General features: G+C 59.3%; 13 protein-coding genes. 7 read left to right on the top strand and 6 right to left on the bottom strand.

Features of this window, described 5'->3' with window-relative positions:
- Positions 1 to 3 precede the first annotated feature (3 nt).
- From V6N02_RS01285 to V6N02_RS01265, 5 genes are all read right to left on the bottom strand, one after another.
- Complete coding sequence (locus V6N02_RS01285) at positions 4 to 1,164, bottom strand: isovaleryl-CoA dehydrogenase (RefSeq protein WP_371223518.1); 1,161 nt, start codon at positions 1,162 to 1,164, stop codon at positions 4 to 6.
- A 135-nt stretch (positions 1,165 to 1,299) separates the two neighbouring features.
- A complete protein-coding gene (locus V6N02_RS01280) occupies positions 1,300 to 2,802 on the bottom strand; it encodes an alanine/glycine:cation symporter family protein (RefSeq protein ID WP_371223516.1) in 1,503 nt (500 codons plus the stop codon).
- A 39-nt stretch (positions 2,803 to 2,841) separates the two neighbouring features.
- Positions 2,842 to 3,276, bottom strand: a complete 435-nt coding sequence (locus V6N02_RS01275; RefSeq protein WP_371223514.1) for a universal stress protein — start codon at positions 3,274 to 3,276, stop codon at positions 2,842 to 2,844.
- Between the two features lie 178 nt (positions 3,277 to 3,454).
- Positions 3,455 to 4,669 (bottom strand): DegT/DnrJ/EryC1/StrS family aminotransferase, encoded by a 1,215-nt coding sequence (locus V6N02_RS01270; RefSeq protein WP_371223512.1) that lies wholly within the window; start codon positions 4,667 to 4,669, stop codon positions 3,455 to 3,457.
- A gap of 103 nt (positions 4,670 to 4,772) precedes the next feature.
- A complete protein-coding gene (locus V6N02_RS01265; RefSeq protein ID WP_371223510.1) occupies positions 4,773 to 5,438 on the bottom strand; it encodes an HAD-IA family hydrolase in 666 nt (221 codons plus the stop codon).
- A gap of 108 nt (positions 5,439 to 5,546) precedes the next feature.
- Between V6N02_RS01265 and glmU the strand changes: the two genes are divergently transcribed.
- The 4 genes from glmU to V6N02_RS01245 are packed head-to-tail and all read left to right on the top strand — an operon-like array spanning position 5,547 to position 9,952.
- A complete protein-coding gene (gene glmU / locus V6N02_RS01260) occupies positions 5,547 to 6,902 on the top strand; it encodes a bifunctional UDP-N-acetylglucosamine diphosphorylase/glucosamine-1-phosphate N-acetyltransferase GlmU (protein ID WP_371223508.1) in 1,356 nt (451 codons plus the stop codon).
- Positions 6,902 to 8,725, top strand: coding sequence for a glutamine--fructose-6-phosphate transaminase (isomerizing) (gene glmS, locus V6N02_RS01255; RefSeq protein ID WP_371223506.1), 1,824 nt, complete (start codon positions 6,902 to 6,904; stop codon positions 8,723 to 8,725). The genes glmU and glmS overlap by 1 nt, the downstream gene beginning before the upstream one ends.
- Before the next feature lie 4 nt (positions 8,726 to 8,729).
- Positions 8,730 to 9,275 (top strand): pyridoxamine 5'-phosphate oxidase family protein, encoded by a 546-nt coding sequence (locus V6N02_RS01250; RefSeq protein ID WP_371223504.1) that lies wholly within the window; start codon positions 8,730 to 8,732, stop codon positions 9,273 to 9,275.
- A complete protein-coding gene (locus V6N02_RS01245) occupies positions 9,272 to 9,952 on the top strand; it encodes a DNA alkylation repair protein (RefSeq protein ID WP_371223502.1) in 681 nt (226 codons plus the stop codon). Before V6N02_RS01250 ends, V6N02_RS01245 begins: the two co-directional genes overlap by 4 nt.
- On the opposite strand, the gene V6N02_RS01240 is transcribed toward V6N02_RS01245, so the two are convergent.
- Positions 9,949 to 10,452 carry a hypothetical protein gene (locus V6N02_RS01240; protein ID WP_371223500.1) on the bottom strand — a complete coding sequence of 168 codons (504 nt, stop codon included), beginning with the start codon at positions 10,450 to 10,452 and terminating at the stop codon, positions 9,949 to 9,951. The genes V6N02_RS01245 and V6N02_RS01240 overlap by 4 nt on opposite strands.
- Before the next feature lie 85 nt (positions 10,453 to 10,537).
- On the opposite strand from V6N02_RS01240, the gene moaA reads away from it, so the two are divergent.
- From moaA to V6N02_RS01225, 3 genes are read left to right on the top strand one after another with little or no spacing between them, the layout of a single operon-like run.
- Positions 10,538 to 11,545: a GTP 3',8-cyclase MoaA gene (gene moaA, locus V6N02_RS01235; protein WP_371223498.1), complete on the top strand. Its 1,008-nt coding sequence runs from the start codon at positions 10,538 to 10,540 to the stop codon at positions 11,543 to 11,545.
- Positions 11,545 to 12,831 carry a 3-deoxy-D-manno-octulosonic acid transferase gene (locus V6N02_RS01230; RefSeq protein ID WP_371223496.1) on the top strand — a complete coding sequence of 429 codons (1,287 nt, stop codon included), beginning with the start codon at positions 11,545 to 11,547 and terminating at the stop codon, positions 12,829 to 12,831. Before moaA ends, V6N02_RS01230 begins: the two co-directional genes overlap by 1 nt.
- Before the next feature lie 36 nt (positions 12,832 to 12,867).
- Positions 12,868 to 13,911 (top strand): glycosyltransferase family 4 protein, encoded by a 1,044-nt coding sequence (locus V6N02_RS01225; protein ID WP_371223494.1) that lies wholly within the window; start codon positions 12,868 to 12,870, stop codon positions 13,909 to 13,911.
- Positions 13,912 to 13,927 lie beyond the last annotated feature (16 nt).

Here is a 13,927-nt window from a genome sequence, read left to right as displayed (position 1 = left end):
GCCCTACATTGCCCCCATCAGCTCACGACCGACAAGCATCCGTCGGATTTCGCTGGTGCCCGCACCAATTTCCATCAGTTTGGCATCCCGGAACAACCGGGCCACGGGCGCGTCCTGCAAGAACCCCGCCCCGCCCATCGCCTGCACCGCCTGATGCGCCTGCACCATGGCCTGTTCGGAGGCATAAAGACAACAGGCCGCCGCGTCCTGACGGGTGACATCGCCGCGGTCACAGGCCTTGGCCACCTCGTACACATAGGCGCGCGCCGAATTCATCGCGGTGTACATATCGGCGATCTTGCCCTGCATCAGCTGGAAATTCCCAATCGGCTCGCCAAACTGTTTGCGCTCGGCCATGTAGGGCATCACCTCGTCCAGACAGGCGGCCATGATGCCGGGGCCGATCCCTGCCAGAACCACGCGTTCATAGTCGAGGCCGGACATCAACACGCGCACGCCCTTGCCCTCTTCCCCCAGCACGTTTTCAAAGGGCACTTCGACATCCTCAAAGATCAGCTCGGCGGTGTTGGAGCCGCGCATCCCCAGCTTGTCGAAATGCGGTGAGGTTGAGAAACCAGTCATGGATTTTTCGATCAGAAAGGCGGTGATGCCCTTGCTGCCTGCCTCAGGGTCGGTCTTGGCATAAACCACCAGAGTATCGGCATCGGGGCCGTTGGTGATCCAGTATTTATTGCCATTCAGCTTGTAATGGTCATTGCGCTTTTCGGCGCGCAGGCTCATCGACACCACGTCACTGCCCGCGCCCGCCTCGGACATGGCCAATGCACCCACATGTTGCCCGCTAATCAGACCCGGCAGGTATTTCTGTTTTTGCGCCTCGGTACCGTTCAACTTGATCTGGTTCACGCAGAGGTTGGAATGCGCGCCATAGGACAGCGAGACCGAGGCACTGGCCCGGGCGATTTCTTCCACCGCGATCACATGTGCCAGATAGCCCATGCCCGCCCCGCCATATTCCTCGGGCACCGTGATGCCCAGCAGGCCCAGATCGCCCATCTCGGCCCACAGATCATGGGGAAACATGTTGCTGGCATCGATCTCGCCCGCCATGGGGCGGACACGCTCTTGCGCCCAGCGGTGCACCATGTCGCGCAGGGCATTCACATCCTCACCCAGATCAAACTGCATAGCTGCGTTGAACATCACGGCTCTCCGGCATTTATTGAACACTTGTTCATTTCTTAGCGCGCAAGGTGAGTCGGGTCAATCCACTTCCAAAACGGCAAGGGCCCCCGCACCAAGGATGCGGAGGCCCCTATTGTCAGGAACAGTGCAGGATCAGTGCTTGAACTTCTTGATCTCACCACTGTCCAGCTTGGCCTGATACTTTCTCATCTCGGCCTTCACAATCGGCGCAAGGAAGTAGAGGCCCAGGATGTTCGGAACACAGATCAGGAAGACCAGCGCATCCGAGATATCCAAGATCGGACCCAGTTGCACAACACAGCCCAGAGCGACGAAGGCACAGAAGATCAGCTTGTAGATCGTTTGCAGGCTTTGATCCTCACCAAACAGATAGGTCCACCCCTTCAGGCCATAGTAGGACCATGAAATCATGGTCGAGAAGGCAAAGAGCAACGCCCCGAAGGCCAGCGGCAGTGGGAACCAGCTGATCTGACGCTCAAAGGCCGCCGAGGTCATGGCCACACCGGTGGCATCACCCGCAAAGTTCGGATCAGCCACTTGGCTGGTGCCAATCACAAGGGCGGTGATGGTGCAGATCACGATGGTGTCAATGAACGGCTCCAGAAGCGAGACATAGCCTTCTGTCACAGGTTCGTCCGTGCGGACCGCCGCGTGTGCGATCGAGGCCGAACCGATCCCGGCCTCGTTCGAGAACACCGCCCGCTGGAAGCCGATGATCAGCGCCCCCAAAGCTCCACCGGCAACGCCCTCACCGGTAAAGGCCCCGGTAAAGATGTTGGCAATCGCCTGTGGCAAGGACGAGACATTCATCAGGATCACGATGATGGCAAAGACACAGTAGAAAACCGCCATGAAAGGCACGACCTTTTCAGTCACCCGGGCAATGGATTTGATCCCGCCCACGATCACAGCAAAGACAACCGCCGCCAGAATCAGCCCGATCAGCCAGCCCAACCCGTCAAGGGCACCACCAGCAACCGTGTTCAGCTGCACATAGGCCTGATTTGACTGGAACATGTTGCCGATACCCAGCGCGCCGACAAAGATACCAATGGCATAAAACGTGCCCATGAACTTGCCGAACCCGGTCATGCCCCGCTCTTCAAAACCTTTGCGCAGGTAGTACATCGGACCGCCCGAAACCGAGCCATCGGGGTTTTCATTGCGGTATTTCACGCCCAGCGTACATTCGACAAACTTGGTCGACATCCCCAGGAACCCTGCAACAATCAGCCAGAACGTGGCCCCGGCCCCACCAACGGTGACCGCCACAGCGACCCCACCGATGTTACCAATGCCAACCGTCCCGGACACGGCAGTTGCCAGGGCCTGAAAGTGGCTCACCTCGCCGGCACTTTTGGGATCGGCATAGTCACCGCGCACCAAACGGATGGCGTGCCCGAACCCGCGCAGGTTCACAAACCCCATATAGAACGTGAAAAACACCGCCCCAACCACAAGCCACAGCACCACAAGCGGCAGGTTCGCACCAGCAATCGGAATTTTGAAGAAAACGACCTGACCGATAAATGTCGCAATCGGAGCAGTGAGTTCATTGATGGTTTCGTCTATTCCCGCGAACGCAGGACCTGACAGCACAAGTGCCGCCAGCAATAAAGTTGCAAAGCGTGCCATGAAGCACCTCCAAATCAATGGTTATCGTTTTGAGGCCCCTCAGGGCACAACTACCACGGGAACCGTGGCTGTCTGAACAAGATTGGCAACGACGCTGCCGAAGATCAGCGATTTCAAACCGTTTTGCCCTCGTCGACCGATAACAATCTGCGCCGCGCCGACTTCCTGAGCGATGTCCACAAGGGTCTCGGCCGGATTGCCATGCCGCACGATGCCTTCAGCCGAAATGCCGGCATCCGCCAGCTTGGCCAACGCAGGCACCACGACCCCCGAATTTGCGCGTTCGATCTCGGATTCGCGCCGTTCATGCCGTTCAGCATTTTCCTCGGGTGTGTTGAACGAATAGGGCGACCATTCGATCACGTAAGCGACAACGATTTTCGCCTCGCCTATCTGTGCGCGCTTCAAGGCATGGTCCATGGCCCGATCCGAACCATCGCTGCCATCCACGGCCAATAGTACAACATTTTCCATAAGTTTGTCCCTGTCCTAGGTGGACCCAACTGCGGCTTACTACCGTTATAGTTTAGTCGGGATGTGCCACTTTAACCATCTGCGCAACGGCGCACATAGGGCCAGTTTATTAGGCAAATTAAATCCAGTTGCCCAAAAAATAGACGAATACCATCCGAAAAAGCATTACTTTCAGACCTTAAGCCGACATATCACCGGAGGAATTGACTTGAAACACGGCCCCCACCTCGGCGCGGATAATCCGGGCGATCAGGGCGCAATCTTCAAGGCTGAAGGTCAGCGGCAGGCGCATATCGATGATGCCCTTCAGGATGCGATCGCTTTTCGGCATCGGCGTGCTGGGGGCGTAGCGCCAGCTGTCATAGCGGCTGGTAAAGCCCGCTGGCTCGGCCCCACCGAACCATTTCAGCTCGACCCCGCGCGCCATGCAGCGGCGCACCACGTCCTGAACCGCCTCGGCACCCCAATCGAGCAACAGGAACTGAATGGATGATCCGACATAGGTTTCGGCTTCGGGCCGCTCGATCACCTGCAATCCGGGGGTGTTACGCAAACCCTCTTCCACCACGCGGTAACGCTCATTCCACGCCGTGCATTGTGCGTCCAGCTTGGCCAGTTGCGGGCGCAGGATTGCGGCACGCAGATGATCCATCCTGCCAGACACGTTGGGGGTTTCGTATTTTACGCGCTCAAACACCTCGGGCGGCGGCACGGTGCCATGACGCCCGTAGAGCATGTAAGACCCTGACAGGATCACAGCGCGCGCCATCACCTCGTCATCGTCGGTGACGAAAAACCCGCCCTCGCCCGAGTTCATGTGCTTGTAGGTTTGCGTGGAGTAGCAACCGATCAGCCCATCCCGTCCCGAGGGCCGCCCGTTCCAGGCCGCGCCCATCGTGTGGGCGCAATCCTCGATCACGGTGATCCCGGCGTCCTCGCAAATCTCAAGAAGCCGGTCCATGTTGCACAGATGACCGCGCATATGGCTGAGCATCAAAACACTTGCCTGACCCGCTTTGGCCGCCAGATCTTCCAGATCAATGGTCAGATCTTCGGTGACGCCAACAAAGACCGGCACGGCATTCACGCTGGCAATCGCACCGGGGACCGGGGCCAGCGTAAATGCGTTGGTCAGCACCCGATCGCCCGGTTTTACCCCGATAGCGCGCAAGGCGGTGGCCATGGCATAGCCGCCCGAGGCAACGGCCAGTGCATATTTCGCCCCGACATAGGCGGCAAATTCCTGTTCCAGCAGGCCCGTCTCGCCCACCTCGTCGCCGACAAGGTTGTAACGGTGCAACCGCCCACTCTGCATCACGTCTAAAGCGGCCTTGATCCCGTCCTCCGGGATCGGTTCTTGCTGGGTGAAATTGCCTTTGAAACTCTCTGTCATGGCGTGATCCTGCGATCCCTTTCGCAGCGCGTCAATGGCTCGGCGGTGATTTGCGTTCTCTCAACGATAAATCCGCAAGCGCCTTGAAGAAAACCCGAAGGATTTACCCCAGAAGACGCACCACAACAGCCTGCAGTTCTCCATAGTGGTCAATCGTCGCCTCGGGTTCCAGATCATGCACATCATGGCCATTGGGCCCAAACGTCACAAGGACAGACGGCACACCGGCGGCGCGCGCCGTGGCACGATCCGTCAGAGTATCCCCGACCAACAAACATTGCGCCGGATCCCCCCCGGCCAATCGCGTTGCCACGCGCAGCGGTTCAGGATCGGGTTTGCGCACGGCAAGGGTGTCGGCCCCAATCAGGCTGCCAAACGCATCCAGAACGCCCATGTTGCCCAGCAGCAAACGCGCCAGACCCTCGGGCTTGTTGGTGCAGATCGCCACCCTGTAATCGGCCGATTTCAAGGCCTCAACCGCCTCCATTGCGCCGGGATAGAGGAACGTGTGCACGTCAATAGCTTCGCCATAAGCCTCTAACAGCACCGGATAATATTGATCAATCGTGGCTTCGTCATCGCCCCGCCCCAGCCGTTCAAGCCCAAGACGCAACATCGCACGTCCGCCATGCAGCGCGGTCGAGGCATCCTGCGGGACGGACAGCATATCGCCCTCGCCCATTGCGCGAAAACAGGCATTGGCCGCGGCAATCAGATCGCCACTTGTATCGGCCAGAGTGCCGTCCAGATCGAAGACCACCGTGCGCATTTCCGCCTATCCTTGTCACATGTCGAAATCATCTTTGATGCGCTGCGCCCTTGCGCAACCCCCTCAGGCAGATAAAACGACGCCCAAGCGATTACAAAGAGAAAGCGCATGAACACAGCCCTGATCGTTCTGGCCGCAGGCAAAGGCACCAGGATGAAATCCGACCTCCCGAAGGTACTGCATCCCATTGCGGGCGCGCCGATGCTGATCCACGCCCTGCGGGCCGGTGATGCAGTCGAACCTGCCCGTATTGTCGTGGTGGCCGGGCATGGCGCCGACCTGGTGCGCAGCGCCGCGCAAAACCATCACGAGGCCGTCGAAGTGGTTGTGCAATCCGAACAGCTGGGCACGGCCCATGCAGTGGCGCAGGCCGCCCCGGCCCTGAAGGATCTTGACGGTGATGCCCTTGTCCTCTATGGCGACACCCCGTTTATCCAGCCTGAAACCCTGACCCGCATGGCCGAGGCCCGCAGCGCCCATGATGTTGTCGTATTGGGGTTTGAAGCCGCTGATCCGGGACGGTACGGACGGTTGGTAATGCAAGGCGACACGCTGAGAGCTATTGTTGAGTATAAAGACGCGGATGAGGCTACCCGCGCCATAAGCTTTTGTAATTCTGGGGTTATTGCCGCGAAAGCCAGCACACTGTTCGATCTTATCCAGGCTGTGGGCAACGACAATGCCAGCGGCGAATACTATCTGACGGACATTGTCGCCATCGCCCGTGATCGCGGTCTGTCGGCCACCGCTGTAGCCTGTGATGAGTCTGAGACCATGGGTATCAATTCCCGCATCGAACTTGCCGGAGCCGAAGCCGCGTTTCAAGCCCGTGCACGCGCCGACGCACTGGACAATGGCGTCACCATGGCGGCCCCCGATACGGTCTATTTCTCGTATGATACCGCCATTGGGCGCGATACGATGGTTGATCAGAACGTGGTGTTTGCCCCCGGTGTTACCGTTGAAACCGGCGCCCATATCCGCGCGTTTTCACACCTTGAAGGATGCCATGTGGCGCGCGGCGCCGTGGTGGGCCCCTATGCCCGTCTGCGCCCGGGGGCGGAACTGGCCGAAGACACGCGCATCGGCAACTTTGTCGAGGTCAAAAACGCCATTCTGCACGAGGGCGCCAAGGTCAATCACCTCAGCTATGTGGGCGATGCCGAGATTGGCGAGGGCAGCAACATCGGTGCGGGCACGATCACCTGCAATTATGACGGTGTCATGAAGCATAAAACCACCGTGGGCGCGCGGACTTTCATCGGGTCGAACACCATGTTGGTCGCACCTGTCACCGTGGGCGATGAGGCGATGACGGCGTCCGGGTCGGTGATCACATCTGACGTCCCAGAGGGCGCTTTGGCCGTGGCCCGGGGCCAGCAAGTGAACAAACCGGGCCTGGCACGAAAATTGTTCGATATGTTAAAATCAAAGAAGAAAAAACGGGATGAGGAGACCGAATAATGTGCGGTATTGTAGGTGTCCTTGGCCACCACGAGGTCGCGCCAATCCTTGTTGAGGCGCTCAAACGGCTGGAGTATCGCGGCTATGACAGCGCCGGGATCGCTACGGTAAATGACGGTAAGCTGGAACGCCGCCGTGCGGTTGGAAAACTGGTCAACCTCTCTGATTTGCTCGTGCATGAGCCACTGGCGGGCAAGGCTGGTATCGGACATACCAGATGGGCCACCCATGGCACCCCGAACGTCGCCAATGCGCACCCCCATCAGGCGCGGACAGTCTCGGTTGTGCATAACGGGATCATCGAAAACTATCGCGAATTGCGCAGCATGCTGACCGCGAAAGGGATCGGGCACAATACGGATACCGACACCGAAACGGTCGCCCTTCTGGCGCAGCACTTTCTTGATGAAGGTGCGACGCATAAAGAGGCGGTTTTGCAAACACTGGACCAACTCGAGGGCGCTTATGCGCTGTGCTTCCTTTTCGATGGTCAGCCTGACCTGATGATCGCGGCACGCAAGGGCAGCCCATTGGCAGTGGGGCATGGTGACGGCGAGATGTTCGTTGGCTCGGATGCCATTGCGCTGGCTCCGATGACCGATCAGATCACCTATCTCGAAGAAGGCGACTGCGCCATCATCACCCGCGACAGTCTCGAAATCCTCGATTCCAACGGGGAGTTGGCCAATCGCGAGGTCCGCCAGATCCAGATCGACAGCGCTTCGGTCGACAAGGGCGGGCACAAACACTTCATGGCCAAGGAAATCGCCCAGCAGCCTGCCGTGATCAGCGATGCCCTGACTCATTATCTGACTGCCGATGGGCGCGACATCACCCTGCCCGGCGACGGCGTGGATTTTGCCGGTCTCGATCGCATCGTGATGGTAGCCTGCGGGACTGCCTATTATGCCTGCCTGACGGCAAAGTACTGGTTCGAACAGCTGGCTGGCCTGCCTGTCGACGTCGATATCGCCTCGGAATTCCGCTATCGTGAACCCCCGGTCCCCGCCCGCACCGCCGCGCTTTTCGTCAGCCAGTCGGGTGAAACCGCCGATACTCTGGCCGCTCTGCGCTATTGCGAGGGCAAGGCCGAGCGTATCCTTTCAGTGGTCAATGTGCCTGAAAGTTCGATCGCGCGGGAAAGCGATCTGGCCCTGCCCATCCTCGCCGGTGTCGAAGTTGGCGTGGCCTCGACCAAGGCGTTCACCTGTCAGTTGACGGTGCTCTTCCTGATGGCCCTCAAGGCGGCGCAATCCCGCGGTACGATGACCCCGGATGACTCGGCGGACATGCTGTCGCGCCTGCGTGGACTGCCCTCGGCGATAAACAACGCCTTGGAGATGAATACCGATTTCAAGCAATGCGCGCAGCGGCTGTCCGAGGCGGAAAATGCGTTATTCCTGGGGCGTGGGCTGATGTATCCTCTAGCTCTCGAAGGCGCTCTTAAACTTAAGGAAATCAGCTATATACACGCCGAAGCTTATGCTTCCGGAGAGTTAAAGCACGGCCCCATCGCCCTGATCGACAAGAAGATGCCGGTGATCGTCATGGCCCCGCGTGACGCCCTGTTCGACAAGACCGTCAGCAACATGCAGGAAGTGCTGGCGCGCGGTGGTAAGGTGATCCTGATCACCGATTCCAAGGGCGCGAGCGAAGCCCGAGAGGGCGTCTGGCAATGCCTGACGATGCCTGAAATCGACCCGGTTTTGACCCCGATCCTTTACGCGGTTCCCGCACAGCTTCTGGCCTATCACACCGCCATCGCCAAGGGCACGGATGTGGATCAACCCCGCAATCTGGCCAAGTCAGTGACGGTGGAGTAGCGACATGGGTACGCAATATGATGCGCTAAGCGACCAACACATTGCTTTCATAGGCAAACAGCACCTGTTTTTCAGCGGCACCGCCGCACCATCTGGTAAGGTCAACATCTCGCCTAAGGGCATGGATTCCTTACGCGTGCTGGGTCCCAATCGCATCCTGTGGCGCAATTTCACCGGGAGTGGCAACGAGACCGCCGGACATCTGGCACAGGCCAATCGCATGACGCTTATGTGGTGTTCGTTTGACAAACAGCCGATGATCCTGCGCGCCTATGGTACAGCCCGCACGATCCATCCGGATGACGCGGATTGGAACGATCTGACCACCCATTTCCCGGACCAGCTTGGGATGCGGCAACTCTATGATATGACAATAGAAATGGTGCAGAAATCCTGTGGTTACGCAGTACCCTATTTCGAGCATACCAAAGACCGTGACACGCTGAAACACTGGGCCGAGGACAAGGGCGAGGACGGGATCAGAACCTATTGGTCCGAGCGGAACAGCCAGACATTGGATGGCCTGCCCACGGGAACCGGTTCCAAATGACATTGGACGACGCGCTTGCCGCGCTCAAAGCCCATATCGAACCGGGTCGTGCCGAAGGGATGGCCGGTTATCACAAGGTTCCGCGCGAATATCTGGGTATCCCGAACCCGGCGCTGAACGATCTGACCAAAGCATGGCGTCAGGGTTTGGACATTGACGCCCGCGTTACACTGGCGCGTGAGCTATGGGACACAAACATTTTCGAGGCCCGTCTGGCCGCCGCCAAACTGCTGACCCAAGCGCGCATCCGCCCGGACGAGGCGGCCTGGACGCTGATTACATCCTGGGTGCCGGATTTCGACAGCTGGGCGATTGCCGACCACGCCATGATGGCTGGACAAAAACGGTTGGTGGCCGATCCCGCCCGCATTGACGCGGTTGAAACCTGGACCAAATCCGACAGCCACTGGATACGGCGCGCCGCGATGGTCATCACTCTGCCTTACACCAAGCAAAACCACCCTAAGCCGGACGAGGCAGCAATCCGCGAGCGCGTCTTGGGGTGGGCCGCAACCTATGTGCAGGATCCCGAGTGGTTCATCCAAAAATCCGTCGCCTGGTGGCTGCGCGACCTCAGCAAGCACGACCCGGACCGCGTGCGTGCCTTCATGGCGGAAAATGGCAGATACATGAAACCCTTCGCCCGCAAAGAGGCGGAAAAACATCTTAAAGATTAACCGCTTACGCGAAACACCTGGACTTCCGGCAACCCGGTTAACGGTGCCTCGATCAATCGCATTGCGGGCAAGGACATCCGGCTGCCTGCGGTTTTGGGCCCGTCAATCGGGATCAGGTCGACCGCGACCGACTTCCCCGTTCCATGATAAACCACACGCCCCTTGGCCGGGTTGGACACCAACGGCGTCTTCAGCCAGAACCCCGGTTCAGATGGGGACCCAAGCGACGCTATCGTTACGCCCAACGCCGTTTCGCCACCGGCGCTGGCAGCCTCGGCCTCGCGACGCGCCTCGGGTGAGGTGGTGTCAAACTCTTCCACCGTCCGGGCAGTTGCAGGTACCGCTGCAGCGGTGGTCACACCACCTTGAGGGCGCGCGATTGGCCGGGTCTGATCATCGCCATCGCGCACGTCCACATCACGTGGTCCCGTCAACGGCTGCAGCACCGCGCAAGCCGACAGACTGCAAGCCAGAATACAACTCAGAACATACTTCTTCATAAGGTCAATCTAATGCGCGCGTCATGTCATCGCAATTCCCAACATCGCCCTTGCCCTGCGCGCAGGCGCATCTTAACTTCGGGGGATGAAAACACCTTTGATTGATCCCTTCACCCGGCCGATTTCATACCTTCGGGTCTCGGTCACTGATCGCTGCGATTTCCGCTGTGTCTATTGCATGTCCGAGAACATGACGTTCCTGCCCAAAAAGGAGCTTTTGACCCTCGAAGAACTGGACCGCATGTGTTCAACCTTTGTGGGCCTGGGCGTTGAAAAGCTGCGTATCACCGGTGGGGAACCATTGGTACGGCGTGGGATCATGACGTTTTTCGATGCCATGACCCGCCATCTGGATGCAGGCGATCTCAAGGAGTTGACGCTGACCACGAACGGTTCGCAACTCAGCCGGTTTGCCGGTGACCTCTATGCGGCAGGCGTGCGGCGGGTGAATGTCTCGCTCGATACGCTGGATGAGAAGAAGTTTGCCGACATTACCCGCTGGGGTCGCCTGAAACAGGTGATCGAAGGGATTGATGCGGCGCAAAAGGCGGGCCTGAGGATCAAGATCAACGTCGTTGCGCTGAAAGACTTCAACGAAGACGAGTTGTTTACCATTGTCGAGTGGTGCAAATCCCGCGACATGGATCTGACCTTTATCGAAGTGATGCCGATGGGCGATATCGGCAACGAGGATCGTCTGGGCCAGTATTGGAAGCTGTCTGATCTGCGCACCCGTCTGGCCGAGCAATATACCCTGACTGAACTGGCAGAACGCACCGGCGGCCCTGCCCGTTATGTAAAGCTGGAAGAAACCGGGCAGAAGATCGGTTTCATCACGCCGCTGACCCATAATTTCTGCGAAAGCTGCAACCGCGTGCGCCTGACCTGCACGGGCGAGTTGTATATGTGCCTTGGTCAGGAAGACATGGCCGATCTGCGCGCGCCGATGCGCAACAATCCGACCACGGATGCGCCTTTGGAAGACGCCATTCGCGCCGCGATCGAACGTAAGCCGAAGGGCCATGATTTCGACTATTCCCGCCAAAGCGTCGATGGCCGCGTTTCGCGCCATATGAGCCATACCGGCGGCTGATGACCGGGCCCCGGCCGACCCTTTTACTGCGCTTCTATTCGCTTGTCGCCAATCTGCTGGCACCGCTTGCAATGTCGCGCGTCGTTGCCAAGCTCAAAGCGCAAGGAATTGAGGCCAAACGCTTCCCTGAGCGTCAGGGCAAGGCCACAAAGGACCGCCCGGAAGGTCCTCTGGTCTGGCTCCACGCCGCCAGTGTCGGGGAGAGCCTGTCCGTTCTGCGCCTGATCGAACATATGGGCGCACTGTTCCCGAACCACTCGTTCCTGCTGACCTCAGGCACGGCCACCTCGGCCCAGATCGTCGCCAAGCGCCTACCTCCGCGCACCATTCACCAATTTGCGCCGCTCGACAGCCGCAAATATCTACGCCGGTTTCTGGATCATTGGAGACCTGCCGCCGCGATCTTTGTTGAAAGCGAGCTTTGGCCCCAAATGCTGCGTGAGACGGCCCGGGCGGGTGTGCCATTGGCGCTGGTCAATGCCCGGATTTCCGAAACGTCTGCACGCAACTGGAAACGCGCCGCCCGCACATCGCGCGCCCTGCTAAGCCATTTCAGGATGATCCATTGTCAGGATCAGCGCACCGCCGATCACCTTACCGATCTGGGGCTGAGCCAGGCGCGTGCGGGGCAAAACCTGAAATCGTTTTCCGGTGCCCTGCCCTTCGATGCGGCCGAACTGGCACGGATGCAGACCGTGTTGCAAGGCCGTCCCGTCTGGCTGGCCAGTTCGACCCATCCGGGCGAAGATCAGATCATGCTGGAGGCCCATCAAGCGCTCTTGGCGAAAATGCCCGCGCTGATGCTGATCCTCGTGCCCCGCCACCCCGAACGCGCGGAAGATATCGAGGTGATGATTGCCGAAGCGGGGCTGCATGGCGCACGGCGTGCCACCGGCGAGCGGATTGATGGGGCCACTCAAGTTTACCTGGCCGACACCTTGGCCGAAACCGGACTATGGTACGCGCTCTGCCCTATCACCTGTCTGTGTGGCTCGTTCACCCCTGTGGGCGGGCATAACCCTTACGAGCCTGCCTATGCAGGGTCCGCCGTTCTACATGGACCGCGCTATGCCAATTTCGCGCAAACCTATGCGGATATGGATGCTTCGGGCGGGGCTGTTGAGGTTGCGGACGGTGCTGCATTGACCGACACGCTGGGCAAACTGCTGAGCGCACCCGATCGCATGCATAAGATGGGCGACAAGGCCAGGCAATTCGCCGATGCACAGGAAGACGCATTGGATCAGATCGCCCAAGACCTTTCCAAGGCTCTGTCTCTGCGCTAGGCACACAACGAACCTTCGTCTGTGCAAAGGCCGCCTGTGCCCAACCTGATCGTCACCAATTTCAACCGCAACTTTACCGGGGTCTCGGCCACGGCGGCGGGTGTGGTGCGCCAGCAAGCGCATGACTATGATCTGGCACTGGCCGGTCATCCCCTGCCCGGTTGTCCTGATCCGATCACAAAATCCGAAGCCATCCGCCTGTCCCGCACCCCGCCAAAGGATCGCCCCTTTACGATCTGGCACGTGCGCCGCAATCCTGAAATGCGCGCCGCACTCTGGGGCCGTGATGTGCTGCGCCTGCCGATCCGCATTGTGTTCACCTCCGCCGCACAGCGGTTTCATTCGGCCTTTCCACGCTGGCTGATCTCGCGCATGGACGCGGTGATTGCCACGACAGACCGCGCCGCCGAATTTGTTCCTCATGTGCGCGCAACTGCCCCCCATGGCGTTGATATTGAGGTGTTTTTCCCAGCCAAGGATCGTGCGAAAGCCTGGGCGGAAACGGGGTATCCCGGCACGAAGGGCCTTGCCACGATTGGCCGCATTCGGCCCGAAAAAGGCACTGACCGGTTTGTCGAGGCGATGCTGACCCTGTTGCCAGATCATCCAAACCTCACCGCTTTGGTGATTGGCCGTGCCGCGAAATCGGATCAGGCCTTCTTGAGCGATCTCAAATCGAAAATCGCGGCAGCCAACCTGTCGGATCGCGTGCTCTTTCCGGGCGAGATCGCACCCGACGCCCTGCCCGCCCTGATGCGCGCGCTCAGCGTTGTTGTACAACTGCCCCGCTACGAGGGTTATGGAATGACCCCGCTGGAAGGCATGGCAAGCGGCGTGCCCTTTGTGGCCACCGATGCGGGTTATTACCGAAGCTTCTCGGGTCAGGGTCAAACCGGCGTGATTGTGCCCGAGGACGATGCCACGGCCACCGCAAAGGCCATCTCGGACCTGCTCGGCAATCCGGAGCGCTACGGAAAAATGGCTCGGAATGCGCGCGATGCAGCCGAAACCCATTTTTCAATCCGCTCGGAATCGGACGCCATCAACGCGGTCTACGAAAGCCTCTGGGCCGAAGGCTGAACCAGCCTCTATCTTG

Source organism: Roseovarius conchicola (assembly GCF_041403425.1).
Classification (GTDB): domain Bacteria; phylum Pseudomonadota; class Alphaproteobacteria; order Rhodobacterales; family Rhodobacteraceae; genus Roseovarius; species Roseovarius conchicola.
Note: the sequence above shows the minus strand (reverse complement) of the source record. Positions and strands in the feature narration are given on the sequence as shown.

What these genes read in the sequence shown, in the direction of transcription:
- glmS (WP_371223506.1), top strand. Translation starts at nt 6,902, where the DNA reads ATGTGCGGTATTGTAGGTGTCCTTGGCCACCACGAGGTCGCGCCAATC.
- V6N02_RS01285 (WP_371223518.1), bottom strand. Translation starts at nt 1,164, where the DNA reads ATGTTCAACGCAGCTATGCAGTTTGATCTGGGTGAGGATGTGAATGCC.
- V6N02_RS01265 (WP_371223510.1), bottom strand. Translation starts at nt 5,438, where the DNA reads ATGCGCACGGTGGTCTTCGATCTGGACGGCACTCTGGCCGATACAAGT.
- V6N02_RS01245 (WP_371223502.1), top strand. Translation starts at nt 9,272, where the DNA reads ATGACATTGGACGACGCGCTTGCCGCGCTCAAAGCCCATATCGAACCG.
- V6N02_RS01270 (WP_371223512.1), bottom strand. Translation starts at nt 4,669, where the DNA reads ATGACAGAGAGTTTCAAAGGCAATTTCACCCAGCAAGAACCGATCCCG.
- glmU (WP_371223508.1), top strand. Translation starts at nt 5,547, where the DNA reads ATGAACACAGCCCTGATCGTTCTGGCCGCAGGCAAAGGCACCAGGATG.
- V6N02_RS01230 (WP_371223496.1), top strand. Translation starts at nt 11,545, where the DNA reads ATGACCGGGCCCCGGCCGACCCTTTTACTGCGCTTCTATTCGCTTGTC.
- V6N02_RS01240 (WP_371223500.1), bottom strand. Translation starts at nt 10,452, where the DNA reads ATGAAGAAGTATGTTCTGAGTTGTATTCTGGCTTGCAGTCTGTCGGCT.
- V6N02_RS01275 (WP_371223514.1), bottom strand. Translation starts at nt 3,276, where the DNA reads ATGGAAAATGTTGTACTATTGGCCGTGGATGGCAGCGATGGTTCGGAT.
- V6N02_RS01250 (WP_371223504.1), top strand. Translation starts at nt 8,730, where the DNA reads ATGGGTACGCAATATGATGCGCTAAGCGACCAACACATTGCTTTCATA.
- moaA (WP_371223498.1), top strand. Translation starts at nt 10,538, where the DNA reads ATGAAAACACCTTTGATTGATCCCTTCACCCGGCCGATTTCATACCTT.
- V6N02_RS01280 (WP_371223516.1), bottom strand. Translation starts at nt 2,802, where the DNA reads ATGGCACGCTTTGCAACTTTATTGCTGGCGGCACTTGTGCTGTCAGGT.